Origin of the sequence: Amycolatopsis thailandensis, assembly GCF_002234405.1 — a bacterium.
In the GTDB taxonomy this organism is placed as follows: Bacteria; Actinomycetota; Actinomycetes; order Mycobacteriales; family Pseudonocardiaceae; genus Amycolatopsis; species Amycolatopsis thailandensis.
Genome location: NZ_NMQT01000056.1, coordinates 1 through 25,891 on the forward strand (window position 1 = coordinate 1; position 25,891 = coordinate 25,891).

At 69.0% G+C, this 25,891-nt stretch carries 27 protein-coding genes; 15 read left to right on the forward strand and 12 right to left on the reverse strand.

Going from position 1 to position 25,891, the window contains the following annotated elements:
* Positions 1-655 precede the first annotated feature (655 nt).
* On the reverse strand, positions 656-2,896 hold the full coding sequence (locus tag CFP71_RS16105; RefSeq protein ID WP_093934704.1) for an ATP-binding protein: 2,241 nt from the start codon (positions 2,894-2,896) through the stop codon (positions 656-658).
* Positions 2,897-2,989: 93 nt separating this feature from the next.
* On the opposite strand from CFP71_RS16105, the gene CFP71_RS16110 reads away from it, so the two are divergent.
* Positions 2,990-3,634 carry a helix-turn-helix transcriptional regulator gene (locus CFP71_RS16110; RefSeq protein ID WP_093934705.1) on the forward strand — a complete coding sequence of 215 codons (645 nt, stop codon included), beginning with the start codon at positions 2,990-2,992 and terminating at the stop codon, positions 3,632-3,634.
* Positions 3,635-3,644: 10 nt separating this feature from the next.
* Here the strand turns inward: CFP71_RS16110 and CFP71_RS16115 are convergent, their stop codons facing one another.
* Entirely contained in the window at positions 3,645-4,214 is a 570-nt protein-coding gene (locus CFP71_RS16115) for a response regulator transcription factor (protein ID WP_093934667.1), read from the reverse strand.
* 440 nt (positions 4,215-4,654) lie between these two features.
* Here CFP71_RS16115 and CFP71_RS16120 point away from each other — a divergent pair, with 440 nt between their 5' ends.
* Genes CFP71_RS16120 through CFP71_RS16135 form a run of 4 tightly spaced genes read left to right on the forward strand, consistent with a single transcriptional unit; the run spans position 4,655 to position 7,856 of the window.
* On the forward strand, positions 4,655-5,191 hold the full coding sequence (locus CFP71_RS16120) for a toxin-antitoxin system HicB family antitoxin (RefSeq protein ID WP_244199709.1): 537 nt from the start codon (positions 4,655-4,657) through the stop codon (positions 5,189-5,191).
* Between the two features lie 51 nt (positions 5,192-5,242).
* Positions 5,243-6,088, forward strand: a complete 846-nt coding sequence (locus CFP71_RS16125) for a DUF4097 family beta strand repeat-containing protein (RefSeq protein WP_093934669.1) — start codon at positions 5,243-5,245, stop codon at positions 6,086-6,088.
* Between the two features lie 32 nt (positions 6,089-6,120).
* Positions 6,121-7,071, forward strand: a complete 951-nt coding sequence (locus CFP71_RS16130) for an ATP-binding cassette domain-containing protein (protein ID WP_093934670.1) — start codon at positions 6,121-6,123, stop codon at positions 7,069-7,071.
* Complete coding sequence (locus CFP71_RS16135) at positions 7,068-7,856, forward strand: ABC transporter permease (RefSeq protein WP_093934671.1); 789 nt, start codon at positions 7,068-7,070, stop codon at positions 7,854-7,856. The genes CFP71_RS16130 and CFP71_RS16135 overlap by 4 nt, the downstream gene beginning before the upstream one ends.
* 596 nt (positions 7,857-8,452) lie before the next feature.
* Here the strand turns inward: CFP71_RS16135 and CFP71_RS16140 are convergent.
* Positions 8,453-9,220, reverse strand: coding sequence for a TetR/AcrR family transcriptional regulator (locus CFP71_RS16140; protein WP_093934672.1), 768 nt, complete (start codon positions 9,218-9,220; stop codon positions 8,453-8,455).
* Between the two features lie 84 nt (positions 9,221-9,304).
* Here CFP71_RS16140 and CFP71_RS16145 point away from each other — a divergent pair, with 84 nt between their 5' ends.
* Positions 9,305-10,042 (forward strand): DUF2306 domain-containing protein, encoded by a 738-nt coding sequence (locus CFP71_RS16145; protein ID WP_093934673.1) that lies wholly within the window; start codon positions 9,305-9,307, stop codon positions 10,040-10,042.
* Here CFP71_RS16145 and CFP71_RS16150 read toward each other — a convergent pair.
* Genes CFP71_RS16150 through CFP71_RS16160 form a run of 3 tightly spaced genes read right to left on the reverse strand, consistent with a single transcriptional unit; the run spans position 9,990 to position 13,102 of the window.
* A complete protein-coding gene (locus tag CFP71_RS16150; protein ID WP_093934674.1) occupies positions 9,990-11,450 on the reverse strand; it encodes an alpha/beta hydrolase in 1,461 nt (486 codons plus the stop codon). The genes CFP71_RS16145 and CFP71_RS16150 overlap by 53 nt on opposite strands.
* Positions 11,451-11,473: 23 nt before the next feature.
* A complete protein-coding gene (locus CFP71_RS16155) occupies positions 11,474-12,193 on the reverse strand; it encodes an ABC transporter permease (RefSeq protein ID WP_093934675.1) in 720 nt (239 codons plus the stop codon).
* A 24-nt stretch (positions 12,194-12,217) separates the two neighbouring features.
* Positions 12,218-13,102, reverse strand: coding sequence for an ABC transporter ATP-binding protein (locus CFP71_RS16160; protein WP_208635968.1), 885 nt, complete (start codon positions 13,100-13,102; stop codon positions 12,218-12,220).
* A gap of 119 nt (positions 13,103-13,221) precedes the next feature.
* Between CFP71_RS16160 and CFP71_RS16165 the strand changes: the two genes are divergently transcribed.
* Entirely contained in the window at positions 13,222-14,340 is a 1,119-nt protein-coding gene (locus CFP71_RS16165) for a sensor histidine kinase (RefSeq protein WP_093934677.1), read from the forward strand.
* The gene (locus tag CFP71_RS16170; protein WP_005156662.1) at positions 14,337-14,939 is read left to right on the forward strand and encodes a response regulator transcription factor; all 603 of its coding nucleotides are present in this window, start codon (positions 14,337-14,339) and stop codon (positions 14,937-14,939) included. Before CFP71_RS16165 ends, CFP71_RS16170 begins: the two co-directional genes overlap by 4 nt.
* Here CFP71_RS16170 and CFP71_RS16175 read toward each other — a convergent pair.
* Positions 14,936-15,511 (reverse strand): helix-turn-helix domain-containing protein, encoded by a 576-nt coding sequence (locus tag CFP71_RS16175; RefSeq protein WP_093934678.1) that lies wholly within the window; start codon positions 15,509-15,511, stop codon positions 14,936-14,938. The two genes, CFP71_RS16170 and CFP71_RS16175, sit on opposite strands and share 4 nt — an antisense overlap.
* Positions 15,512-15,579: 68 nt before the next feature.
* Here CFP71_RS16175 and CFP71_RS16180 point away from each other — a divergent pair, with 68 nt between their 5' ends.
* Genes CFP71_RS16180 through CFP71_RS16195 form a run of 4 tightly spaced genes read left to right on the forward strand, consistent with a single transcriptional unit; the run spans position 15,580 to position 18,148 of the window.
* On the forward strand, positions 15,580-16,173 hold the full coding sequence (locus CFP71_RS16180) for a class I SAM-dependent methyltransferase (RefSeq protein WP_093934679.1): 594 nt from the start codon (positions 15,580-15,582) through the stop codon (positions 16,171-16,173).
* Positions 16,170-16,634, forward strand: a complete 465-nt coding sequence (locus tag CFP71_RS16185; protein WP_093934680.1) for a DinB family protein — start codon at positions 16,170-16,172, stop codon at positions 16,632-16,634. The genes CFP71_RS16180 and CFP71_RS16185 overlap by 4 nt, the downstream gene beginning before the upstream one ends.
* Before the next feature lie 13 nt (positions 16,635-16,647).
* Positions 16,648-17,616, forward strand: coding sequence for an alpha/beta fold hydrolase (locus CFP71_RS16190; protein WP_093934681.1), 969 nt, complete (start codon positions 16,648-16,650; stop codon positions 17,614-17,616).
* 52 nt (positions 17,617-17,668) lie between these two features.
* Positions 17,669-18,148, forward strand: a complete 480-nt coding sequence (locus tag CFP71_RS16195; protein ID WP_093934706.1) for a DinB family protein — start codon at positions 17,669-17,671, stop codon at positions 18,146-18,148.
* Positions 18,149-18,343: 195 nt separating this feature from the next.
* On the opposite strand, the gene CFP71_RS16200 is transcribed toward CFP71_RS16195, so the two are convergent.
* The 3 genes from CFP71_RS16200 to CFP71_RS16210 form a co-directional block, all read right to left on the reverse strand.
* Positions 18,344-19,504 carry a S1 family peptidase gene (locus CFP71_RS16200; RefSeq protein WP_093934682.1) on the reverse strand — a complete coding sequence of 387 codons (1,161 nt, stop codon included), beginning with the start codon at positions 19,502-19,504 and terminating at the stop codon, positions 18,344-18,346.
* A 185-nt stretch (positions 19,505-19,689) separates the two neighbouring features.
* The gene (locus CFP71_RS16205) at positions 19,690-20,436 is read right to left on the reverse strand and encodes a TioE family transcriptional regulator (protein ID WP_093934683.1); all 747 of its coding nucleotides are present in this window, start codon (positions 20,434-20,436) and stop codon (positions 19,690-19,692) included.
* Between the two features lie 43 nt (positions 20,437-20,479).
* Complete coding sequence (locus CFP71_RS16210; RefSeq protein ID WP_093934684.1) at positions 20,480-20,956, reverse strand: DUF6194 family protein; 477 nt, start codon at positions 20,954-20,956, stop codon at positions 20,480-20,482.
* A gap of 62 nt (positions 20,957-21,018) precedes the next feature.
* Between CFP71_RS16210 and CFP71_RS16215 the strand changes: the two genes are divergently transcribed.
* Positions 21,019-21,726: a MerR family transcriptional regulator gene (locus CFP71_RS16215; protein WP_093934707.1), complete on the forward strand. Its 708-nt coding sequence runs from the start codon at positions 21,019-21,021 to the stop codon at positions 21,724-21,726.
* Between the two features lie 446 nt (positions 21,727-22,172).
* On the opposite strand, the gene CFP71_RS16220 is transcribed toward CFP71_RS16215, so the two are convergent.
* Entirely contained in the window at positions 22,173-22,631 is a 459-nt protein-coding gene (locus tag CFP71_RS16220) for a peroxiredoxin (RefSeq protein ID WP_093934708.1), read from the reverse strand.
* 35 nt (positions 22,632-22,666) lie between these two features.
* Positions 22,667-22,918 carry a hypothetical protein gene (locus CFP71_RS16225; protein ID WP_167406146.1) on the reverse strand — a complete coding sequence of 84 codons (252 nt, stop codon included), beginning with the start codon at positions 22,916-22,918 and terminating at the stop codon, positions 22,667-22,669.
* Positions 22,919-22,990: 72 nt separating this feature from the next.
* On the opposite strand from CFP71_RS16225, the gene CFP71_RS16230 reads away from it, so the two are divergent.
* Positions 22,991-23,794 (forward strand): class I SAM-dependent methyltransferase, encoded by an 804-nt coding sequence (locus CFP71_RS16230; protein ID WP_093934685.1) that lies wholly within the window; start codon positions 22,991-22,993, stop codon positions 23,792-23,794.
* A 79-nt stretch (positions 23,795-23,873) separates the two neighbouring features.
* Positions 23,874-25,853 carry an APC family permease gene (locus CFP71_RS16235; protein ID WP_093934686.1) on the forward strand — a complete coding sequence of 660 codons (1,980 nt, stop codon included), beginning with the start codon at positions 23,874-23,876 and terminating at the stop codon, positions 25,851-25,853.
* Positions 25,854-25,891 lie beyond the last annotated feature (38 nt).

Consider the following 25,891-nt stretch of genomic DNA (forward strand, 5'->3'; position numbering starts at 1 on the left):
GATCGGGGACGTTGAGTGTCCCTGATCCTCCGTTGATCAAGGTCGTGCCAGGCGCGACCGGTGACGGGGGAAGATTCCGGACGCTCAACGGCCGGAATCTTCCCCCGTCGACCGCATCGGCTTCACTTGACCGCCAATCACACCAGTGGGTAGGTAAATACGGTCCGCCAGAACCCGAAACGCCACTTACGACACCCGCTTACGCGACTTTGCCGAGACCCAGGCGCAAGGGGCGTTCGCGATCCGCCGGCTCGACTTTCCCGGTCCCTGTTCCCAATGTCGCATTTGTGTCGCTGAGCGTCTCGAATGCGACATTGGGAACATCGCCGCCGAGAACCCGGATCGCCACTCGCGACCACCTGGACCGACCTGGCGAGGGAGGTGTCGGGATCGAGCCGGGGCATTCAGGCGACCCACTGCGACGCTTGATGCCACCGGCACCGCTGGACCGGCACCGCTGGGCCGGGGCGGCCGTGACGCGAAAGCCACGTTCACAACCTTCAACGTTGCGAAAGTGGCTTTCACAACCCCGCGTCGAGCTGATCAAGGCCGTGCCGACCACGTCCAGCGGCAGACGACGTGACGGACCCGGCAGGTAACCGAACATCGCCGCGGAGAACCCGAAGCGCCACTCACGACCACCTGGACCGGTGACTCACCCGGGCAGCAGTGCCAGCTCGGCCAGCGCCTGCTCCCGCCACGCGGTGAACGACGGCGCGGTGGAGAGCTCCACGGCCAAGGTGAGGCATTCCCTGGCCTCGTCGAGGGCGCCGGCTTCCCGCCAGGCCCGCCCCTCGCGGATCGCGCTGATCACTTCCAGCCCGTCGAAACCGCCTTCCCACGCGAGCCACCGGCTGGTGCGGTAGTGACTCGCCGCCTCCCGCCATTCGGCGAGAGCACCGAGCACGTCACCGATGGCGCGCAGGGTCAGGGTCTTCAGCAGCTGATGGAAACCGGGATAGGTGTCGCTCGCCAGTCGTTCGGCGTCGGAGAGCACGGCCCGGTGCACCGCGAGCGCCTCGGCGTGCCGACCGGCGTTGAGCAGTGCCCGCCCGTACATGTTCCGCGCCGTGGTTTGCCCGTCCCAGAACGGCAATTCGCTCGCGAGGTCGTATCCGCGCTTCGCGAACTCGAACGCTTCGGCGCTTTCTCCGATCAACCGCAGCACCTGGCCGAGGTAGATGGACGCCCAGGTCTGTTCGACGCGGTCGCCGATCCGGACGGCGATGTCCAGCGCGCGGCGGTGCGCCACCACGGCGCCTTTGTCGTCGCCCTGACAGACACTGCCGGCCCAGCCGACGAAGTTGAGCAGTTTCGCCTCGCTCCCGGCGTCGCCCAGCGCGCTCGCCGCGGCCGCGCCGAGCGAGAAGATCTCCAGCCACGGCTTCTGGGCGCTGCGTCCGTCGGAGTACCAGTGCAGGGCGATGGCGAGTTCGGCGACCTCCCGGTGCCGGCCCTTCCGTGCCGCCAGCCGGTGCGCGGCGACCCAGTTCCCGCCTTCGACGTCCAGCCACCGTGCGCTCTCGTCCCGCGAGCCGAACCGCCCTGTTTCGGGCGCCTTGGGATAGAACAGCCTCGCCGCTTCGGCCGCTTTGTCGAGCAGGTGGGCGAGCACGATGTCCCGCGTGGCCGGATCCTCCTCCGCCTCGAACCGTTCCTCGGCGAACAGGCGGATCAGGTCGTGGAACTGGTGACGTTCCGGTTCGGCCGTGGTCTGCAGGAGGCTGGCGTCGACGAGTTCGTCGAGATGGTCCTGGACGTCGGCGGGGGAGGCGCCGGAGACGACGCCCGCGAGTTCGGGACCGAAATCGGCACCCGGCACGGTCGCCAGCCGCCGGAACAGCCGCCGCGCCCCGGCCGAGACCGCGCGATACGAGAGGTCGAACGCCGAGCGCAGCTGGAGATCGCCCGCCGCGAGCGCGCGCAGCCGGGTGCTTTCGTCGCGCAGCCGGTCGGCCAGCTGGGCCAGGGACCACTGCGGCCGGGTGGCGAGCCGGTTGCCCGCGATCCGGACCGCGAGCGGCAGATATCCGCACAGCTCGACGAGTTCCCGCGCGGCGGCGGGTTCCGCGCGCACCCGGTCGGCGCCGGCGATCCTGGCGAGCAGGCCGGTCGCGCCGCCGTCCGAAAGCGGTTCGAGCCCCAGCCAGCGGGCGCCTTCGAGGCCGGCGAGCGTGCGACGGCAGGTGATCAGGGTGAGGCTGTCCGGACCGGTGACCAGCAACGGCCGGACCTGCGCCTCGTCGGCGGCGTTGTCGAGCAGCAGCAGCACTTTCCGGTCTTCGAGCAGCATCCGCAGCAACGCCGACCGTTCGCTTTCGGAGGCGGGGACCTGACCCGGCGCGACGTCCAGCGCGCGCAGCAGCCGATCGAGCGCGGCCTTGGCGCTCAGTGGTTCCTCGTCCATCCCGCGCAGGTCCACCGCGTAGCCGCCGTCGGGGAAGTCCGGGCGCCACCGATCCGCCGCGGTCACCGCGAGCGCGGTCTTCCCGACCCCGGCCTGCCCGACGATCGCGACCACGCCGCCACCCTCGGCGACCTTCGCGGACAGTTGCTCCAGTTCGCTTTCCCGGCCGGACAGATCCGCCACCGGCGCGGGCAGCGCGCAGGTCGCCGCGACCTGGGCGGCCAGCGCGGGGTTCCGGCGCCGTCCCTGCTTGGCGACGGTCAGGAAGAATTCGCGGTCACCGCCGGTCAGGCCGAGCGCGTCCGCCAGCACTTCGGCGGAGCGCTGCTGGGCGGCTCGCGCGCGGCCGCGTTCCAGCTCACGCAGGGCGCGGACGCTGATCCCGGACGCTTCGGCCAGCCGCCCCTGTGTCCAGCCCGCGGCCCGGCGGTGTTCGAGCAGCAGCTTGCCGAACACCGACCGCTTCTCAGTCGCCTCCACGGGTTCCACCACCGTCCATTCAACCGGCAGGCTTCCGGTGACGAAAAGCTGCCCCCCGCTTCCGCTTGTCCCGCCTTCTCCGTGGCCGGTTACCTGGAAAGCATGTCGACGACCATGACGACACCGGTCCGGCCGATGGCCAGGACCCAGGAACGCGGGGAGATCCGGGTCGCCGTGCACGCCGGTGACCCGCTCGTCCGGGCGGGCCTGCGCAGCGCGCTCGGCGACGGCCCCGGCATCACCCTGCGGGACGACCCGGACCAGGCCGACGTCCTCGTCGCGGTGGCGGGAAGCGAGCCGCACCGGATCCCGGCCGGGTCCGCCCGGCTGGTGCTGGTCGCGGATCAGCCCAATCAGGCGGAACTGTGGGCCGCGGTGGAACGCGGGCTCGCCGTCGTCGTCGCCCGCGCCGAGGCGACGCCCGGACGGCTGCGGCGCGCCGTCGCGGACGCCCACGCCGGCCGGGGGGATCTGCCCGCCGACCAGCTCGGCAGTCTGCTCCGGGGGATTTCGCGGCTGCACAAGGAAGTCCTCGAGCCGCGCGAGCTGACCCTCAGCGGTTTGTCGCCTCGGGAGACCGAGGTGCTCCGGCTACTCGCGGAAGGCTTCGACACCGGTGAAATCGCGCGGCGCGTGGCGTACTCCGACCGGACCGTGAAGAACATCCTGCACGGCCTGCTCAGCCGGTTCGGACTCCGCAACCGCACCCACGTCGTGGCGTACGCGCTCCGCGAAGGTCTCATCTGACGAGCGGACTTCAGATGACTCCTTCACGGATCGCGTACGCCACCGCGTGCGAACGGTTCCGTAGCCGCAGCCGGTCGGTGACGGAGTAGATGATGTTCTTCACCGTGCGCTCGGAGTAGGAGAGCTCGGCGGCGATCTCACCCGTGTCGAGCCCGTCGGCCATCAGGCGCAGGACGTCGATCTCCCGCGAGGAGAGCGCGGCCGCGGCGGGCCCGCTCGGCGCGAGCATCTCCCGGTGTAGCCGTTCGGCGTGTTCGGCCAGCCGGTCGAGCAGATCGGGCGGCGGGCCCGTGCCCGCCGACGCGGCGACGCGGACGCTGTCGGCCACTCGCGCGTCGGTCGCCGCCGACCTCGGCAGGATGGCGACCACCCGGCACGCCACCGCGGCCGCGAGCCCGCCCTCCTCGATCCGGTCGGTCACCAGCACGATCGGCTTGCCGAGCTTGGCGGTGACGGCGCGCAACGCGGTGACCGCCTCCGTCGAAAACCGGTCGAAGGCCGCGACGACGACGTCTGTTCCTTCTCGCGTCCGGCCGTCGACCACCCGCACGGCCGCCCGGGTGTCGAGGAGGTCGGCCATTCCGGCCTTCGTGATGGGGTCCAGGGCGCAGACGCTCACCCGAACTGCTTGCATGTGCCCCTCTTCTGCCGTGGACCGCTCCGTCCACTGTGGATCTCGGGTTTGTCAAGAGCCGCAAGGACAAAAAGCGTTGCCCGCACGATCGAGCGGACCTCTTGTACCGTGGGCTCCGGGTAGCGGCCCGCCTGGGTGACCCCCACACCTGACGGTGGGTCGCTCCCTTTTCCGCGCGGCTCGTGGCGATTCTCGCCCGCCGCGAACGGCCCCGGCAACGCGTTCGGCCGTGTCCTGCTTCCCCCGCCAGCCGAGACTGGCCGATTGGGCATCCGCTATCCGTACGACCCGAAAAAAGTGCCTCCGAGCTGGGAAGACGCCATGATGGCGCCACGTGGCACCACTTTGGCCTTGCATTGGCGCCATCGTAGTGCCATGATGGCACCATGGATTTGACGCCCTTTGTGGACAACGTTCGCCGGGAGCTCGCCGTCGCCGCCGAGGCGGGCGGAGCCGAGGCGAGTGCCCTCGCCGAACGCCTGACCGCGCCGCTCGCGTCGGCCATCCGTCTCGCGCTGCTGGACGCGTTGTCCGCCGCGTCGGACGAGATCACACGGGACCTCGCGCCCGGTTCGGTCGAGGTCCGGCTTCGTGCCGGGGAAGCCAGCTTCGCCGTCACGCTGCCCGCGGTCGAGCAGGCCGCGCCCGCCGCGGCGGCGGTGCCGGAACCTCCGGCGCCGCCGATGCCGCCACTGCCGCCGATCCCGGACGAGGAAGGGGCGACGGCCCGCATCAACTTCCGGCTGCCGGAACAACTCAAGGCGCGCGTCGAAGAAGCCGCGGCCGCGCAAGGTCGTTCGGTCAACGCGTGGCTCGTGCGGGCCGCGTCCGCCGCGTTGCGACCGTCGGAACCGGCCACGCCGCCCGCCCCGGCGAGCGGCGGTCTTCCCGGCACCCAGCGCTACACCGGCTGGGTCAGCTAGACCACCTAGACCAGCACAAACACCGATCACACCACTTCCGAGGGGACAACCATGCCTTCTTTCGCCACTCCCGAACCCATTCTCGCCGACCTCGAACCGGTCGTCGGCAGCGTCCGCATCGTCGCCGGAGACCGCACCGACACGGTCGTCGAAGTCTCCCCGATGGACGAGAACAACGACTCCGACGTCGAAGCCGCGAAGCGGACCGTCGTCGAATTCTCCGGCGGCACGCTGACGGTCCGCGCGCCGAAAATGCGCCTGCTCGACTTCTCCCGGCGGACGCGGTCGATCGACGTGACCATCGAACTGCCCGCCGGCTCCCGGGTGCAGGGGAGCACCGGCCTCGGCGACCTGACGGTGACCGGGCGGATCGGTTCGTGCCGCTACAAGTCCGGGACCGGGCACATCCGGCTCGACCACACCGGTGAGCTGAAGCTGCACTCCGCGTCCGGGAGCATCGTCGTCGGGCACGTCGAAGGCAACGCCGACATCAGCACCAGTTCCGGCCGGGTCGAGGTCGGCGCGATCACCGGCACCGCGGTGGTCAAGAACTCCAACGGCTCCACCACGATCGGGACGGCGGGGGACGCGATCCGCCTCCGCTCGGCCAACGGCGACATCGCCGTCGACAAGGCCGAAAGCGGCGTGGAAGCCAAGACCGCCAACGGTTCCATCCGGGTGCTCGACGCCGTCAGGGGCAAGCTCAACCTGGACACGTCGATGGGGAACGTCGAGGTGGGCATCCGCGAGGGCACCGCGGCCTGGCTCGACGTGAACACCAGCTTCGGCCGCGTCATCAACGACATGACCGCCGCCACCGCGCCCGGCGCCACGACCGACAAGCTCGAAGTCCACGCCGGTACCTCCGTCGGCGACATCATCGTTCACCGCTCCTGACCCGCGAGTCCTTACATTCCAAGGGGATCCACATGAGACACCCGGCCATCTCCGCGACCGGACTGCGCAAGTCCTACGGCGACAAGGTCGTCTTGGACGGCATCGACCTGCACGTTCCGGCAGGCACCGTCTTCTCGCTGCTCGGGCCGAACGGCGCGGGCAAGACCACCACGGTCAACATCCTGTCCACTCTGGTCGGTCCGGACGCGGGTGGCGCGACCGTCGCCGGCGCCGACCTGGCCACCAATCCGGACGGCGTCCGTGCCGCCATCGGCGTCACCGGCCAGTTCTCCGCGGTCGACAACCTCCTCACCGGTGAGGAGAACCTGTTCCTCATGGCGGACCTTCACCATCTGCCGCGCCGCGCGGGGCGGAAGCGCGCCGCCGAACTCCTGGAGCGGTTCGAACTGAACGACGCCGCGAAGAAGACGCCTGCCACGTTTTCGGGTGGCATGCGCCGCAAACTCGATCTGGCGATGACCCTGATCGGCGACCCGGAGGTCATCTTCCTCGACGAGCCGACCACCGGTCTCGACCCGCGAAGCCGCCGCACGATGTGGGAGATCATCCGGGACCTCGTCGAGGGCGGCGTGACGATCTTCCTCACCACGCAGTACCTGGAGGAGGCGGATCAGCTCGCCGACCGCGTCGCCGTCCTCGACGGTGGCCGGATCGTCGCGCTGGGCACGCCCGACGAACTGAAGCGGCGTGTGCCCGGCGGCCACCTGCAACTGAAGTTCCCCGACGCCGCCGCGCTGAGCGACGCGACCCGCGCGCTTCGAGTGTCCACTTCGGACGAAGAGGCGCTGGTGATCCGCGTGCCGACCGACGGCACCCTCACCGCTCTCCGCGCGGTGCTGGACCGGCTCGACGCCGAGGCCGTCGCCGTCGACAGCCTCACCGTGCACACCCCGGACCTCGACGACGTGTTCCTCAGCCTGACCGGTCACCGGACCGAAGCGACCAAGGAGATGGCCCGATGACCACCCTGTCCCTCTCGATGCGTGACTCGGCGACCATGCTGCGCCGCAACATCCGGCACATGCAACGGTATCCGTCGCTCACCATCATGCTGATCGGCCAGCCGATCGTGTTCCTGCTGCTGTTCGTCTACGTCTTCGGCGGCACGCTCGGAAACGGCCTCGGCGGCGGGGGAGGCAGAGCCGAGTACGTCGGCTACGTGACGCCCGCCATCCTGCTCGTGACCGTGTGCAGTGCCGCGCTCGGCACCGCGATCTCCGTCGCGACGGACATGACCGAGGGCATCATCGCCCGGTTCCGCACGATGGCGATCAGCAAGGCCTCGGTCCTGACCGGGCACGTCATCGGCGCGTTCATCCAGACGGCGTTCGCCCTCGCCGTCGTCTTCGGGGTCACGCTGCTCGTCGGCTTCTCGCCGACGGCGGGCGTCGGCGAGTGGTTCGCCGTCGTCGGCGTGCTGTTGCTGCTGACCATCGCGCTCACCTGGCTTTCGATGGCGCTCGGCCTGGCGGCCAAGAGTGTGGAGACGGCCAGCAACACGCCCATGATCTTCATGCTGCTGCCCTTCCTCGGCAGCGGGTTCGTGCCCACCGACTCCATGCCCGCCTGGCTGCGCTGGTTCGCCGACTACCAGCCGTTCACGCCGGTCATCGAGACCATCCGGGGACTGCTGCTCGGCACCCCGATCGGCGACAGCGGCTGGTTCGCGGTGGGGTGGTGCGTCGTGCTCGCGACCGTCGGGTACCTGTGGTCGAAGTCCTTGTTCGCGAAGGAGCGTGACCGCTGATCTTCGGTGCGCTGGGGGTCGCCCCGGGCCGGAACCGCCTTCAGGGTTCCGGTCCGGGGCGTTTTGCTCGTGAGTGGTAAGGACGGTTCTATTGAGAGGCAAGGTGAATATGGCGTGATCGAGTCTCCTGCCGAGCTGACCTTCGCGACACGGACTGAACTGGCCCGCGGGAGCCGGTCGTGACCTCAACGGTCCACACAGGACACTCGTTCCAGGTTAAACGCCCGTTTTGGTCACTTCGCGCGGTCTTGTGAAGGGGTCGTGAGTGATAAAGAGGGTTCTAACCCTCATTATCACTCACGACCCCCCGCGGAAAACCTCATATGGCCGTAAATCGGACACTCGATCGTCCCATGTTGACACTCGGGGCGCGCCTGGTCGCCGTCCAGTCCGGAACCATGTCCCCGGGCGGCGAAGAGGACCTGCGCGGCAGGATCGACCATGCCATATTTGCTTATCGCCCAATAGTCGTCCTCGCCACTCACGACAGTGCTTTCGCGCGACTGGGTGGACGACACCCGTGCTCAGACGGACGACACACGTGACTGGACGGACGACACGCGACGGGCTCGGCTGCACCTGAGACGCGATCGGCTCTAATCGCCGCTCGCCCAAGCGTCGATGCCGTCCAGGAACCGGTCCACCCCGAAGGCGAGTTCCGCGGGCAGCGCCCCGTCGTCGGCGGCGTCGTGTCCTGAAGGGACAGTGGCTTCCGCCGCGTGGACGGCCGCCAGCGCGGGGTAACCGACGGGGTCGATGAGGTCGTTCAGCGCCAGCGACAGTTCCGTTTCGGTGTGCGGGAGCCCGCCTTTGGTCTTGTGCGCGCTGTTCATGTCCAGGCTGATCTGCGCGGTGCCGCGGACGACGGCGGTCAGGTGCAGGGCGGCGGCCCTCGCCTCGGCGGGGGCGAGCCCGGCTTTGAGCAGGGGCCGGAGCAGGCGGTCCAGCCAGGCGAGGTGGTTGGGGCCGATCGGGGAGTGGTCGAGCGGGACACGCAGCAGCCAGGGATGCGTCCGGAAGCCTGCCCAGAGCGCCCCGACCCACCGATGGACGGCGTCACGGAAGTCCGTCGCGTCGTCGAGTTCGGGTGGCTTCGCGGCCGCGACGTCGGCCATCACCTCCAGGAGCAGGTCCTTGCTCGCGATGTGGTTGTAGATCGACATCGTCGAGTAGCCGAGTTCGCTGGCGACCCGCTGCATGGAGAGCGCGTCCAGGCCGTCGGTGTCCGCGACTTGGATCGCGGCCTGGGCGATGTGTTCCACGGAGAGCCGGGCCCGCGGCCCGCGCCTGCCGGGGGTGCGTCCCGCCCACAACAGCGCGAGGCTGCGCTGGAGATCCGGGCCCTTGCCGTCACGTGTCGCCATCCGTCCATCCTAAAACTCTGTATGCCATACATTCATGTGTATGGTGTACATAGTTTCTGATCGTCTTCTCCCGAACGGATCACCATGACCTCGTCGAACGCGCCCCGCTGGTGGCGGCGCCCCTGGATCGTGCCGTTGATGCTGGTGGCGGGCGCTTTCCTGGCCTTCGCCGTCCCGCCGTACCTGACCTTCGACCCGGCCGAATCGCGCCTCGAACCGCCGCCGGGCAACGACTTCTACTACCCGCTGCTCGTCGCGCACGTCCTCTTCGGCACGGTCGCCATGGTCACCGCCTGTTTCCAGGTCTGGCCCGCGTTCCGGGCCAAGTACCGGCGCGGGCACCGGATCACCGGGCGGATCTACGTCTTCGCCGGAGCCCTTCCCGCCGGGCTGGTGGGGCTGTACATCGGCTGGCACACGGCCGCGGGGCCCTCGGTGCGGGTGGCCAACCTGGTGGGCTCGGTGCTGTGGATCGCGGTCACGGTCATCGGGCTGCGGATGGCGCGTCAGCGCCGGTTCGCCGACCATCGGCGATGGATGTCCCGCAGCTTCGCGCTTTCGATGTCGATCGTGCTGAGCCGGGTGATCAACATCGTGGCCACGATCGTGCTGACCCCGCAGATCGACACCACCTTCGGCGGCAGCGAGGCGCTCATGAAGTACAGCGCCGTGAGCATCGGCGCCTGGGGCGGCCCGTTGCTTCTGCTGGTGCTCGCGGACTTCGTGCTGGAGCGCCGGAAGGCCCCGAAGAAGCCCTCCGGCGAACCCGTCACGAGCCCTGCGCCCCGCAGGCAAGGTCGCCCGGCGGCCGCGAGCCGGTGACCAGGAACCTCGTCGCGAGGTCGTTGGCGCATTCGTTGTCCTTGAACAGGTACGCCAGATGCCCGCCTTGATCGACCGTGACCATCCTGGCGCGGTCCCCGAAGGCCTCGCGCAGCTTCCGGGCGCCTGCCAGCGGCGTGGCCGGATCGCGGAGGTTCTGCACGATCAGCACGTTCGACGGGCCGTGGCCGGTGATCTTCACCGGCGGTTCGATCGGTTCGGACGGCCAGAACGCGCAAGGCGTGACGTTCGCGGCCGCCGCGCCGAACATCGGGTGCCGGAACCGGTCGATCGCCACGTTGCGCCGGTAGTTCCCGACGTTCTCGGGCCAGTCGGAGTCGTTGCAGATCACGTGCAGCTGACTCGCGATGTAGTTGTCGGACGGGTACGCGGCGCCGGCGGGCGATCCTCCGGGGGCGGGCGCCGGCACCGGTTTCCCGGTGTCGAGCGCGCGCCAGGTCTCGGCCAGCTTCGGCAGGTTCTTGTCGTAGTAGAGATCGGCGAACGTGACGTGCCGGAACGCCTTGCCGTCATAGCCGTCCGGGCTCGGTTTCCGGTCCAGCCGCGCGGCGAGCTCGAAGTACTTCGCGGTCACCTGTGCCGGTGTCCGGCCCAGGCCGTACTCGGGCTTCGAGGCGGCGAATTTCGCGAAGTCCGGGAAGCGGTCCTCGACACCCTGTCCGAACATCCGCGCGAAGTCGGCGTCCCAGCCGCCGGGGCCGGTCGCGCTGTCGATCAGGAACCGGTCGCTGCGCTCGGGGAACAACGAGGTGTACACCGAGCCGAGGTAGGTGCCGTAGGAGATGCCGAAGTAGTTCACCTTCCGCTCGCCCAGCGCCTCGCGGACCCGGTCCATGTCGCGCGCGGTGTTGGCGGTGGTCATGTACGGCAAGAGCGACGCGGTGGCCGACGAGCCGCATTTCGCGGCGACCCCGGCGACCCGCTGGGCCTCGGTCGTGACGTCGGCGGAGTTCCTGGCGTACAGCGGGATGTTGGTCGGATGGTCCAGGAGGCTCAGCCCGCAGGTCACCGGGGTGCTGTTGTGGACGCCTCGCGGGTCCATCCCGATCACGTCGTAGCTGTCGAGCACCTCTTGCGGGATCTTCAGCTTCCTGAGGGTGTCCGGATAGGCCAGCCCTTCGCCGCCGGGGCCGCCGGTGTTGGTCAGCAGCACGCCGCGGCGCTTCTCCGGTTTGGCGCTCGCCAGCCGCGAGATCGCGATCTCGATGGTCTTCCCGCCGGGGTCGCGGTAGTCCAGCGGGACGTCGAGGGTGCCGCACTCCAGTCCGAGACCGGCCGCCTCCTCCGGGCACGGACCCCATTTCGGCGGGGGCGCCGCCGACGCGACCGCCGGGGTCGCCGCGGTCACCAAGGCGGCCGCGAGAACGGGAAGAAGGGCTTTGCGCATGAGCTTTCCTCCATTTCGGACGGTCATCGGCGCGGTTCCCAGCGGAAGAGCCGCGAAGCCAGCACGACGGCGACGACGACCCAGGCCAGCGTCGGCGCGAGCAGGAGCAGCGAATCGCCGATGGCGACGCCGCCGTTCCAGGCGTTGACGGCGAGTTCGGTGGCCGAGCCACCGGGCAGCAGCCGCTTGACCAGGGTCAGGTCGTCGGTGCCGGAGAGGCCGACCCACGAGGCCACGGCGATGACGCCGAGGCTGACCGGCAGGGTGGTGACCTGGGCGTGCTCGGGTGAGTTGGTCAGGCCCGCGGTGGCGAGGCCGAGGCCGATCATCATGGCGACGGTGGCGAGCACCGCCACCACCAGCAAGGCGACGTTGGCGGGTGTTCCGGCGACCACCCCCAGCACGATCATGATCACGGTCACCTGGACGAGTGAGATGACGGTGACCGGCAGCACGAGCCCGATCAGGATGGACGAGTCGCCGGCCGCGGTGGAGCGCAGCCGCTTGAGGAACAGGTTCTGCCGCCGCGAGGCCAGCGTGGTCACGGCGCTGGTGTAGAGACCGAAGGCGCACACGGTGAACATCACGATCGCCGCGACGTAGCCGAGACTGCCGATCTTCTCGAAGAGTTCGTGCTGATAGACGAAGAACGCGGAGATGGCGAGGGGCATCACGAAACTGGTGATCAGGACCGAGCGGTTCCGGAAGATCTGGATCAGCTCGCTACGGGCTATCGAAAGCATGTCGGAAGTCCTTTGTGGAGTGGTCTAGTCGTTGTCGATGGCGCGGAACACGTCGTCGAGCCGGGTCGGGCCCGCTTCGAGGTCCAGCAGTTCGATCGCGTTGTCCCGCGCCCACCGCAGCAGGGTGTGCAGGTCCTTCTGCAAGCCGAAGGTCTCGATGACGAACTTGCCGTCGTGTGCACGCCTGCCCTGCAACGGCAGTGCCGGAGCCGACGCCGGAAGGGTGAACCGGATCACGGCGGGCAGCGTCCGCGTCAGTTCGGAGACCGTGCCCTCCTGGTGGAAGGTCCCCCGGTGCATCAGGCCGATGCGGTCGGCGCGCTGCTGCGCCTCCTCCAGGTAGTGCGTGGTGAGCACGATGGTCGAACCGTCCTCGCGCATTTTGTCGACGGCGTCCCACAGCGCGTCCCGCGATTGGATGTCCAGACCGGTCGTCGGCTCGTCGAGGAAAACCAGTTCCGGCGAGCCGTACACCGCGGTCGCGAAGTCGAGCCGCCGTTTCTCGCCACCGGAAAGCTGTGACACCTTCGTGGTGGCCTTGCGGGTGAGGTCCACGACGCCGAGCACTCGTTCGAGCCGGTCCGTACGCCGCGTCAGCGCCCCGATCAAGTGGATCGATTCCTTCACCGTCAGATCCGGTGAGAAACCGCTCTCCTGCAACATGATGCCCATCCTCGGCCGGACGGCGGCGCGGTCCCGCGGGCTCTTGCCGAGCACCCGCACCGTGCCCGACGTCGGGTTTCGGTGTCCTTCAAGGGTTTCCAGGGTCGAGGTCTTCCCGGCCCCGTTCGTGCCGAGCAGGGCGTAGAATTCGCCCCGTCCCACCTGGAAGGACAGATCCTTCACGGCGTGGAAGTCGCCGTACTTCAGGTTCAGCCGGTCAACGTCGATCACTGGTGTCGAAGTCATACCTTGATCTCAGCCGCTCGGACGCGGTCCGGCCAGTGCGGCCACGTCATGATGAATCCATGACGTGGTGTCACTGTTGCCCGCCGTGGCGGAAGGCCGATACTGGTCCCATGTCTGATGTGGACACCGAGCCCGCCAGGGGAAAGCTGCGCAGGCTCAACCTCACCATGTTCCTCCCGCTCTTCGCCGTGGCCGGGGTGATCGTGGTGGTGACGGACGCGCGGGCCTGGTGGCACGCTGTCGTCCTGAGCGCGAGCGTGCTGGCGGCCGGGGTCGCCTTCGTGCGCTGGGCGTCGGGTGAGGTCCTGCGGGTCGCGATCCCGTGCCTGGCCGTCACGGCGGCCGTGTGGCCGTTTTCCGTGCTGCTGATCGGCGGCGGCTCGGCGTTCTTCGGAATCCTCCTCGTGGGTTCCTTCGTCATTCCCCAGCTGCCCCGGCACCGGGTCGCGGCCGCTTTCGCGCTCCCCACCTACATCGCGGGGGTGGGCGCGCTGAGGCTGCTCGTCGCCCACGACGACGTCTCCGGCGAGCTGATCCGGTTCGTCTTCGTCCCCGCCGGGATCACCGCCATCGTGGTCGGCCTCATGTTCCCCAACAAGCGGTTCTACGACGTCGTCGAGGAACTCGAGGAGTCGCGCGAACGGGAAGCGGAATTGGCCGTGATCCGCGAACGCGTCCGGTTCGCCAGCGATCTGCACGACATCCAGGGCCACACGCTGCACGTGGTGAAGCTGAAGACCGCGCTCGCGCGGAAACTGGTGGACATCGACGCCGAGCGGGCCAAGCAGGAGCTGGGGGAGATCCACGCGCTGGTCAGCGACACGATCACCCAGACGAAGGAACTCGCCTATTCTCAGCGAGAGCTCAACCTCTCCGCCGAACTGGAGAACGCGAGGAACCTTTTCGAGGCCGCGGGGATCCGTGTGCGCGTCAACCGGGAGGCGGACGTCGACCCGGACGCGGGCAGGCTGCTCGGCCAGGTCCTGCGCGAGACCACGACCAACATCCTGCGCCACGCGCAGGCGACCCGGGTGCGGATCACCCTGTCGGAATGGAGCATCGGCATCGTCAACGACGGCGCCCAGCGCGCACCGCTGCCGGAACTCCGCGGGCTGGCCGCGCTCGAACAACGCGTCGTCGCCGAAGGCGGCGAACTGACGGTGAAGCAGGAGGACGGTCAGTTCGTGACGGCCGCGTCCTTTCCCGGCAAGCGTTCCGAAGTACTGGAGAAGCGATGACCACGGTGGTGCTCGCCGACGACGAAGCCCTGCTCCGCAAGGCGATGGCCGCGCTGCTCCCGCTCGAGGGCGAGATCACCGTCCTGGCGGAAGCGGAGAACGGCGAGGAGGCCGTCGAGGCCACTCTGCGGCACGAGCCCGACGTCCTCGTCATCGACCTGGAGATGCCCGGTGTGGACGGGCTCGGCGCGGTCGCGGAAATCCGCCGCACCCGGCCGAACCAGGTCATCCTCATGCTGACCCGGCACGCGAAACCCGGGGTGCTGCGCAAGGCCCTCAAACTCGGTGTCCAGGGTTTCGTCAGCAAGGCGGCCGAACCCTCGCACATCACGTCCGTCATCGCCGCCCTGCACCAGGGCAAACGCTGGATCGACCCGGACGTCTCCGCACTCGCCGTCGTCGACGACTGTCCCCTCACCGAGCGGGAGCTGGAGGTGCTGCGGGTGACCGGTGAGGGCTACTCCGTCGCCGAGATCGCCGGCCAGCTGCACCTCGCGCAGGGCACGGTGCGGAACTACCTCTCGAACGCGATGCAGAAGACGCAGACCCAGACCCGGCACGAGGCGGCCCGGTACGCCCGCGAACACGACTGGCTCTAGCTCTGGCGCGCCCGGATGTGGGCGCGTTCGCCCTGCGGCCCGAAAAGGACCAGAGTCTCCACGGCGTGCCCGTCGGCCGAGCCGAGCCAGTGCGGCAGCGCGGTGTCGAATTCGGCGGCCTCGCCGGGCGGCAGGACCATGTCCCGGTCGCCGACCACGAGCCTCAGCCGTCCATTGAGGACATACACCCACTCGTAGCCGCCATGGGTCTGCGGCGTGGGTTCCGCCGGTTCGTCACGGCTCGGGATCAGCATTTTGAACGCCTGGACACCCCCGGCGCGCCGGGTGAGCGGCAGGAAGGTCATGCCGTGGCGGTGAATCGGCCGCAAATGGATCCGCGGGTCTCCGGTGCGGGGCGCGCCGACGAGATCGTCCAGGGGCACGCCGTGCACGCGGGCCAGCGGCAGCAGCAGTTCCAGGGTGGGCCGCCGCCCGCCGCTTTCCAGCCGTGACAAGGTGCTTTCCGAGATCCCGGTCGTCGTCGACACCTCGGCCAAGGTCAGGCCCCGGTGTTTGCGCAGCGCGCGCAACCGGGGGCCCACCGCGTCCAGCACCTCGTCCGTCTCGTCCATGCCGTCGATCTTGCCAGGTCGGCAAGTTTTCGTGCCAATTCGTGCCGCCCGAGGCGAAGGTGGTGCCCATGAACGCGACCGAATTCTGGGACGGACTCCACGAACGGCGCTCCGCCGGACCGCCGAAGGTGAACACGAGACTGGCCGAGATCGCCGGCCCGCTGACCCCGGGCACCGCGCTCGACCTCGGCTGTGGTGGCGGGGGAGACGCGTTGTGGCTGGCCGCCCGGGGCTGGCGGGTGACCGCTGTCGACATCTCCGGCGCTGCCGTGCGCTCGCTGCAGGGACGCGGTGAGCCGATCAAGGCGCTCCGCGTCGACCTGGCCGAAGACTTCCCGGGCGGCACTTTCGATCTGGTGTCCGCGCTGTACTTCCACACACCGTTCGCGCTGGACCGGGTCCGCGTGCTGCGGACCGCCGCGAACGCGGTGAAGCCGGGCGGACGGCTGGTGATCGTCGATCACGGCTCCGCCGCGCCCTGGTCGTGGGATCAGGACGCGCGGTACCCCACCCCGCTCGAAGTGGCCGCCGAGCTGGCGCTCGACCGGACGGAATGGTCGATCGACCGCGCGGACGCCGCCGAACGGCGGGCCACCGGTCCCTCGGGGCAGACCGCGACCGTCGTCGACCACATCCTGGTTCTCGGACGGACGGGGCGATGAGCCGGAAACGGGATGCCGGGCCTCCGTCCACCGGACCGGGTGAGAAGGACGTGCTCGCCGGGTTTCTCGACTACCTGCGCGCCGCCGTCGTCGCCAAGGCCGAAGGGGTGCCGGGAGACCTGGCACGGGCTCCGGGAGTGCCCTCCGGCACGAACCTGCTGGGCCTGGTCAAGCACCTGACCCAGGTGGAACGGCACTGGCTGCTCGGTCACCACGTCGCCGACTGGAAGGCGACGTTCCACCCGGCCCCCGAAGACACGACGGCGTCGATCCTCGCCGCCTACCGGGAAACCATCGCCGAGGCGAACGACGAAATCGCGTCCTGGGACGACCTCGCCGCGAAGGGGCCTCGCCGGGGATCACGGCGCTGGACGCTGGCTCATCTGATCGAGGAAACCGCACGGCACGCGGGACACGCCGACATCCTGCGCGAACTGATCGACGGCGCCACCGGGCGCTGAAACGGAGACTTCCATGCTCCACCGAGCAGCCGCGTTCGTCGCGGCCCTCGCCCTGCTGACGGCTTGCGCTTCGCCGACGGCCGCCCCGTCCTACGACACCGTCACCCGCGGCGACACGGCTTTCGCGCAGCGGTTCCGGCACGAGTTCGCCGACGTCGACGGCGTGAAGATGCACTACGTCACCGGCGGGAAGGGAGCCCCGCTCGTCCTGCTGCACGGCTGGCCCCAGACCTGGTACGGCTGGCACCGCGTCATGCCCGCGCTGGCCGAGCACTTCACGTTGTACGCGCTCGACCTTCCCGGCCTCGGCGACAGCACCGGTGCGCCGCCCGGCTACGACAAGGCGACCCTCGCCCGCTACGTGCACGGACTCGTCGCCGGAAAGCTGGGCCTGCGCGACGTCCGGATCGCCGGACACGACCTCGGTGCGGCGGTCGCTTTCCAGTACGCCGCGCAGTTCCCCGCCGATCTCACGAAGCTCGCCTATCTCGACCTGCCGCTACCTGGCCCCGCGCTCGACGGGGCGGCCTACCGGAACCTGAGCTGGCACATCGCCTTCCACTCGCAGAAGACGGTGCCCGAAGCCGTCGTCGGTGACGACGTCCGCGAGTATCTTTCCCTGTTCTATCCCCAGGTCGCCTACTCGGGAACGGCTTTCGGCGGGCCCGGGGCGCCGTCGCCGTTCGACGACGCCGAGATCGACGAGTACGCCCGGACCTATACCAGGCCCGAGGTCCTGCACGGCGGTTTCGAGCTCTACCGGACGCTCGGCCAGGACGCGGCCGCGAACGTCGGCGCGAAACCCATCACCACGCCCACCCTGCTGATGACCGCCGAAGGACTCCTCGAACCGCAGAAGGCCACGCTGGCTCCCCGCGTCGCCGACCTCGCCCGCGCCGTCGAAGTGCCCCGGGCCGGACATTGGCTCGCCGAGGAGAATCCGGAGTTCGTGAGCGCCGAGCTGGTCGGGTTCCTGAAGTAGGTTGCCCGTGATCGACGACCTTTGCCATGCTTCGCTCGTGTCCTCACCTTCCATGCCCACTTTGGACGTCCTCAACCATCCCTTCCGTGAACAGTTCGAGGTGTTCCTCGACGAGCATCGCCGGGTGCTGGCGGAATGCCTGGAAGGGCTGACCGAGGAGCAGGCGCGCCGGTCGCTCGTTCCCTCCCGCACGACGCTGCTCGGTCTCGTGAAGCACGTGACCTTCGTGGAGAAGGTCTGGTTCGACGAAGCCGTCACCTGCCGCCCGCGTGCCGAGATCGGGATTCCCGACACGCCGGACGAATCGTTCATCCTCGACGACGGGGACACGATCGCGAGCGTGCTGCAGGCACATCGCGAGGCTTGCGAGGCGTCACGGAAGGCGGCGTCGAAGCTGGGGTTGGACGACCTGCTTCACGGGAACCGGCGCGGCCCGCTCCCGTTGCGCTGGGTGTACCTGCACATGCTGCGCGAGCTGGCGCAGCACGGCGGCCACGCGGACATCCTGCGCGAGCAGATCCTGAGCGCCTGAGAAGGACGCGCCGTTCCGATGGGCGGAGTTGTGAAAGCCACTTTCGCAACCTTCAACGTTGCGAAAGTGGCTTTCGCAACTCCGCTTCCGTCATCGCGACACTCTCCAGAACTGCGAGCATCCGCGCCTCGCATCTCGAGAGATACGCGTGATGGCGGGGAACGAAAGCTCCCCGCCATCACGCGCTCATCTGTGTCAGGACCGGGTCAGGGTGACCCCGTAGTTGTTCGCCGCGTCCACGACGGGCTGGTAGTAGGAGTACGAGCCGGTCGCGTTGGAGCCCTGGTTCCAGCCGCAGTCGTGCCCGTCGTCGGGGCCGCCGGAGGTCATGCCCTGCGCGGTGTTGCCCGCGATGTAGGCACCGCCGCTGTCCCCGCCCTCGGTGCAGACGGTCGACTTGGCCAGCCCCGTGGTGGCGACGCTTTCCCCGCTGTAGCGCACGGTCTGGTTGTAAGCGGTGATCTTGCCGCAGGTCCAGCCGGTGGTGTTGCCCGCCTTGCACAGCGTGGTGCCGACCGGCGCCTTCGAGCTGCCGGTGATCCGCACCGTGGTGCCCTTGCGGGTGTCCACGTAGCCGCGGCCGGTGTCCTCGTCGTCGATGTCCATCAGGCCCATGTCGACCGACGGGAACTCGGTGGCGACACCGCGTCCGATGTGGACACCGTTGCGGTTCAGGATGTCCGGGTTGCCCTCGACGCAGTGCCCGGCGGTGAGCAGCACGTTGTCGCCGTCGCTGGTGGTGCCGGGGAAGCCGAGCGAGCAGTTGGTGCCGGGGTCGAGGTCCATGATCTGGCCGGGGATGACGTCGGCCTGCGTGGTGTTGCCGTTGGCGACGCCGGTCCGGACGGTGACGCCGGGCAGAGCCGAAAGCCGCCGGACGAGGGTGTCGGCGGCACCCGGCTGCACGGTGACGACGACCTGGTCGGCCGCGAGTTCCGGGCCCCACGACTGGACCTGGCCGACGTCGCTGCCGATCACCTTGCCGACGGTGCCGGACAGGGCGTTCAGCGCGTTCTCGCCGCGGGCGCCGAGACGCGGCGTCATCCCGGCCGACCGGAGGGCCTGGGCGGATCCGGCGTCGGCGGCGTTCACCACGAGGGCGCCGGCGTCGTCGAAGTACGCGCCGTCGGTGTGCAGGCCACGTGTTCTGATGCTTTCCAGCGACGAGATCAGGTTCTTCTCGTGGTCCAGCTTCTGTGCGGCCTGGAGCGGGCTGACCCGGAGCTGGGCGGCGAGGGTTTCCAGCATCGTCTGGTCGTAGGAACTGGCCTGAGCGGCGGTCGCCGGAACGGCGAGCGCGCCTATTCCGGCGCAGACACTCAGCAGGGTGAGCATGACGGGTCCGCGAATACGCATGCGCGTTTCCTTCGATAAGAGGGAACGACGAACCGCCGGAAATAGGTGAAAATGGCAGGGACCGGGCGGTTCATCTCGACGTGACGCACATTACGAGCGCCCGTCTATCCCGCCGTAGCGCCAAAAGTAGGTTCCGCGATCACGGTCCTACTTTCGTATGCGGAAAACGCGAAAAGACTGCGCATTCAATTGCGCGGAAGTGTCATTGTCTCAATGGTGTCAGTGGTCGCGTCGCTGAGATAGGCATCAAGCGCGGCCGCGCCGGAGAGCAGGGCGCGGCCCCGGGCCGAGAGCCGGGAGTGCCAGTCCCGCAGCGTCGATTCGAGCGGGACGACACCGCCCGCCGACCGGACCTGCTCGATCAGCGGCGCGATCCGCTCCAGGCGATAGCCGCCCCGCCGGAGCTGATGGGTCAGCTTGGCGTCGCGGACGTCGGCCGCGCTGTAGACGCGATAACCCGTCCGCGGATCACGTTCGGGCCGGAGCAGACCGGCGCGCTCCCAGGTGCGCAGGGTGGCGGGCCGGACGCCGAGTTTCCGGGACAGCGGGCCGACGAACGTCCCGCCCCGTTCCTGCGGCACGGGTTCGAGATCGCGGAGCGCGGCCGTGACGACCTGGAGGGTGCGGCGGTCTTCGAGCAGCTGCGCGTGGCTCTCGTCGATGAGCCGCAGCGCCTCCTCGATCGCGCCCCGGTTGACCGCCTCCATGATCGCCGCCGCTGTCGCGTGGCCGTGTCCGGGCACCAGCGCCAGGAAGGCGCGCAGGGCCTGCGCGTGCAGCGGGGTATAGGTGCGATAGCCGTGGGGGCCGCGTTCGGCCGCGGGGAGGATGCCGTCCGCCTCGTAGTTGCGGACGGCCTGTGTGGACAGACCGTGCTCGCGCGCCAGATCGACCGGCCTGAGCCGTCCGCCGGTTCGAAGGTTTCGGCCCACTCGCCCCACGATACAAGTCGCAGGACTTCACGCGTTCAGTCCTCTAATCGCGTGAGGAGCCTGCCCGCCGTTCGTAACGTGCGCGGTCCAGCCGGTACGCCGTGTCGAGCAGTTCACGGACGGCCGCTTCGGTGTTCGACGCTGGATTCACGATCGCCAGCCAGCCCGCGGTGCCGTACACGGGGTGGGCGATCAAGGTGTCCTCGACGCCGGGATCGACGTCGGTTCGGGCCGCTTCCCGGGGTGTTCGCCCGAGCCGCTCGGTGAACTCCTCCTTCCCGGCGTGGATGTTGACGCGGAACGTGTCCGGCCGGTCCAGGCGCGAGGACTCGTCGCCGGGGTAGTTCTTGGTCACGACCGTCGCGAAGGGCTGGACGGTCGTCGGGACGACGCCGTCGGGGGAGTAGTAGAAGAACGCGTCGCCCCAGCTGAGCTCCGGCCGGCCGTCGCCTTCCGAAGGCGTGAGAACCAGGACGCCGTCGCGGCCCGAGACGAGTTCGATGATCTCTTCGATGGTCATGTGCTCAAGCGTCGCATTAAAGTGCTTGTGGAGGGTTCGAGGACTTTTTCGATGGAGTGACGGTGGCAAGTCTCAAAACCGCGGAGATCGCGCGCCGGGCGGGCTGCTCGGTCCAGCAGGTGCGCAACCTCGAACGCGATGGCGTCCTCCCGGCGGCGACGCGGACGGCGTCGGGCTACCGGAACTACGAGGAGATCCACCTCCGGTCCGCGCTGGCCTACCGCGCGCTGGCCGCCGCCGTGGGGCCGGTCGAGGCGAAGAAGATCGTCCGGACCCTGCACCAGGGCCCGCTCCCCGAGGTGCTCGCGCTGCTCGACGCGGCGCACGCCGGGCTGGACGCCGAGCGGGCGGACCTCAGGGAGGCGAGGGAAGCCGTCCGGGTGATCTCCGGCGAACCGATCGACGACGTGCGCGGCTCGGACTCGATGAGCGTTTCCGAACTCGCGTCGGCGCTCGGCGTGCGTCCGTCGACACTGCGGCACTGGGACGCGGAACGGCTCGTGGTCCCCGGCCGCGATCAGCGGGGGACGCGACGGTACACGCCGTCCCAGGTGCGGGACGCGCGGATCGTGCACCAGCTGCGGCTGGCCGGATACCGCGTCGAACCACTGCGCGCGCTGATACCGGAGTTGCGGCGTTCGCGGCGGCTGGAGGACGTCGCTTCCGCGCTCGCCGTCCGGGACGACGGCATCACGGCCCGTTCGCGGGCGCTTTTCGAAGGGAGTGCCGCGCTTTCGCTGGTCGCGTTTGGGAGTGGCGATTCGGGTTAGAGCCGTGTTTTAGGTGCCTGCTGGGTTCCGGCTGTGGCGGAGCGCGAGTCCGGTCAGTGAAGGCCTCCTTGCCTACCCTGAAGGTAGTGAAGGAGGCCTTCACGGACTGGGGTGATCGTCACTTTCAGCTCAGACGCACCAGCAACCACAGCGGCTGCGCGTGAAGGCGCTTCCCTCGGCTGAGCCGAGGAAACTCGACCTTCGCGGCGGCTCAAGTACATGATGGCCCCCTTCCTTGCGCCTAACGCAAGGAAGGGGGCCATCATGTACTTGCGAGCGGGCGCGAGCGGCGGTGACCTTTCGGTCGGGGTGCGTACCGCGGCATCCAGGGTCGCGAAAGTCACTTTCGGGACATCAGACGTCCCGAAAGTGGCTTTCACGACCCTGGACCCGGCAGACGCGCGAGCGAGCGATCACCACACCTTTGCCTTACGGCTCAAGAGAACTCACGAAGCGATGCGTTCCCGCAGGGCGGCGAGCGCCTTGTCGGCGTGCACGTCGAACTTCAGTTCGCTCTTGATCACCGCGAGGACCTTGCGATCGGTGTCGATCACGAAGGTGTGCCGCTTGGCGTGCAGCGGGTTGAACCGGCGCCAGACACCGAACTGCTTCGCGACAGCACCGTCCACATCGGACAGCAGCGGGTAGTCGAAGCCGTGCAAGTTCGAGAATTCACGCTGTTTGGTGACGCCGTCCGGGCTGATCCCGACGCGGTGGGCGCCGACTTCGCCGAATTCCGCGGCCAGATCGCGGAAGTGGCAGCTTTCGGCGGTGCAGCCACCGGTCATCGCGGCGGGATAGAAGAACAGCACGACCGGGCCGGTGGACAGGAAGTCCGACAGTGTGCGGTCCTGGCCGGTGTCGTCGGGCAGGGTGAAGTCCGGGGCGAGGTCTCCTTGGTCCATGTCCGGCATTCGGAGCCCGCGCCGGACCGGATTGGTCAGCGGGTGCAGCGCCAGAAGACCGTCGCGCTGTACGGGAAAAGGATCTTGTCGCACTCCTCGCAGTCCGTGAAGCCGGCCCAGGTCGCCTGGTTCCTGGCGTCATGCCGGGCGTAGATGAGCTCGAGGCCGAAGTCGCTCGACCCGTAGCCGACGAACTTCCTGGTCTCTTGCGTGGTCGCCGAAGCGGGGGTGGCGATCGTGCCGAGGACGGCTGCCGCGCCGAGCAGCGTGAGCAGTGTTTTTCTCATGCCGACCACGCTAGGGCGGGAGCGGTGCGCGCTTCGCCCGCTGGACGGGCGAAAAACGGATATCGTCGAGGTATGTCTTCTCGCAAGGTGGGCACTCAGCGTGCTTTCGACGCCGCCGCCGCCGATTTCACCGCACTGGGGCGTCATCTGTGGGAGCCGATCGGCGCGGCCACGGTGGCGGCGGCCGGGATCGGTGCGGGATCGCGGGTCCTCGACGCCTGCTGCGGCACCGGGGCCTCGGCGATTCCGGCGGCACACGCGGTCGGGGCCGATGGCTTGGTGGACGCGATCGACCTCTCCGGTCCGATGATCGGCGAATTGCGCCGGCTTTCGGCGGATTTGCCGCAGTTGCGCGCGCACGAAGCCGACGCGACGGCGTGGGGCACCGACGGTTACGACGCCGTCTTGTCCGCGCTCGGCATCTTCTTCTTCCCGGACATGACGGACGGAACCGAGCGGCTGATCAGCCGGGTCCGTCCCGGTGGGCGGGCCGTGTTCACCATCTGGCGTGGCGGCGCCATGGTGACGGCGGGCCGCCACGCCGGGCGGGCGATGGCCGCGGTGACCGATTCCGAACCGCCACCGGAGCGGCAGCCCGGCCTGATCGACCGGATCAACCAGGCCGGCACCTACGCCGAGTGGCTTTCCGGCCGGGGCCTGTCCGATGTGGACGTCGTGGTCAACGAGCTGCGGTTGCCGATGACGCCCGAAGTGGCGTGGCTGATCGTCATCGGTTCCGGCTTCCGGGGCATCGTCGACGGTCTCGAACCCGATGTCGTCGAGCGGGTACGCGAGCGCTACCTCGAGTCGTTGCGCGAAGAGGGCGTCACCGAGCTCGACGCGACCACCCTGGTGGGCTCCGGCACCGTCCGCTGATCGTCCGGCGCGCCGGATCCGCTCCACCGAACGGGTCGGGCATGCTGTGCCCCGCACACGAAAGTCGGGGAGGAACGGCATGACCGAGGTACCGGAATCCGTTGTTCCGGAACGGGTGGACAGCCCGGTCCGGCAGGCGGCGCCGTCGAGCAAGGTCGGCCGGTGGCTGATGGAGCATCGCGTCCAGCCGGTGGGGCCGGAGAGCCACGAGGAGCACACCACGCCGCAGTCGTGGTGGAAGGTCATGTGCCTCACCGGCGTGGACTACTTCTCCACGTTGTCGTATCTGCCCGGCATCGCGGCGTTGGCCGCGGGCGCGCTCTCGCCGCTGGCGACGTTGCTGATCGTCGCGCTCACCCTGCTCGGCATGCTGCCGATGTACCGGCGAGTGGCGAGGGAGAGCCCGCACGGCCAGGGGTCGGTCGCGATGCTCGAAAACCTGCTGCCGTTCTGGCGCGGCAAGCTCTTCGTGCTGGTGCTGCTCGGATTCGTGGCGACGTCGTGGATCATCACCATCACCCTGTCCTCGGCCGACGCCACGGTGCACGCGCTGGAGAACCCGCACGTGCCGTCCTTCCTGCACGGCCACGCCGTGCTGATCACGGTGATCCTGCTGCTGATCCTCGGCGGGGTGTTCCTGCTCGGGTTCAGTGAGGCGGTCGGGGTCGCGATCCCGCTGGTGGCGGTGTTCCTGCTGCTGAACGCCGTGGTCGTGGTCGCCGGGATCGGCGAGGTGTTCACCGAGCCCGCCGCGCTCGACCGCTGGACCGACGCGCTCACCTCCGGAGGGGGCGGATTCGGCGGCGTCGTCGGTCCGGCGGTTCTGGCGTTTCCGTTGCTGGTGCTCGGATTGTCCGGTTTCGAGACCGGGGTGAGCATGATGCCGCTCGTCGCGGCCAAGGGCGAGAACGCCGAGCGGAAGCTGGCGAACCGGATCCGCAACACCCGCAAGCTGCTCACCGTCGCCGCGCTCATCATGTCCGTGTACCTGATCGCGACCAGTTTCGTCACCACGGTCCTGATCCCGGCGGATCAGTTCAAACCGGGCGGCGAGGCCAACGGCCGGGCGCTGGCGTACCTCGCGCACGAACTGCTCGGCGAATGGGTCGGCACCGCGTACGACATCAGCAGCATCCTGATCCTGTGGTTCGCCGGGGCGTCGGCGATGGCCGGGCTGATCAACATCGTGCCGCGGTATCTGCCCGCGTACGGGATGGCCCCGGACTGGGCCCGCGCCGTGCGGCCGGTGGTGCTCGTGTACACCGCGATCTGCGTCCTGGTGACGGTCATCTTCAACGCCGACGTCAACGCCCAGGCCGGGGCGTACGCCACCGGGATCCTCGCGATGATGGTGTCCGCGTCGGTCGCCGTCGCCATCTCCGCGGCGAAAAAGCGTCAGCGCAAGGCGGCGATCGCGTTCGCCGTGCTGACCCTGATCCTGATCTACGCCTTGGTGGAGAACGTCATCGAAAAGCCCGACGGGCTCACCATTTCCGCGTTCTTCATTCTCGGGATCATCGTCGTCTCGCTGATTTCGCGGGTCAGCCGCACCACGGAACTGCGGGTGGAGCACATCGAGTTCGACGAACCCGCCCGCCGGTTCCTCACCGATTCGATCGCTCACGACGGCGCGCTGACCATCATCGCGAACCGGCGCCAGGCCGGGGACGCCGACGAGTACCGGGCGAAGGAAGCCGAACAACGCGGAATGAACCCGGTGCCGGGTGCCGCCGACGTCCTGTTCCTCGAAATCGACGTCATCGACCCGTCCGGGTTCAGTGACGTGCTGAAGGTCCGCGGCGTCGAGGTCGAGGGCTTCCGCGTCCTGCGCGTGGAAAGCCCGGCGGCGCCGAACGCGATCGCGGCGATCCTGCTCTCGTTGCGCGACACCACCGGCGTGCGCCCGCAGTGTCATTTCGAATGGAGCGAGGGCAATCCGCTCGGGCATCTGTTCCGCTACCTGATCCTCGGGCGCGGGGACACCGCCCCGGTGGTCCGGGAGATCATCCGCACCAGTGAGCGGGACCCGGCGCGGCGGCCGGGCATCCACGTCGGCTGACGACACGCATCCAGAGGACGAAACGCGGGGAGTTCGGT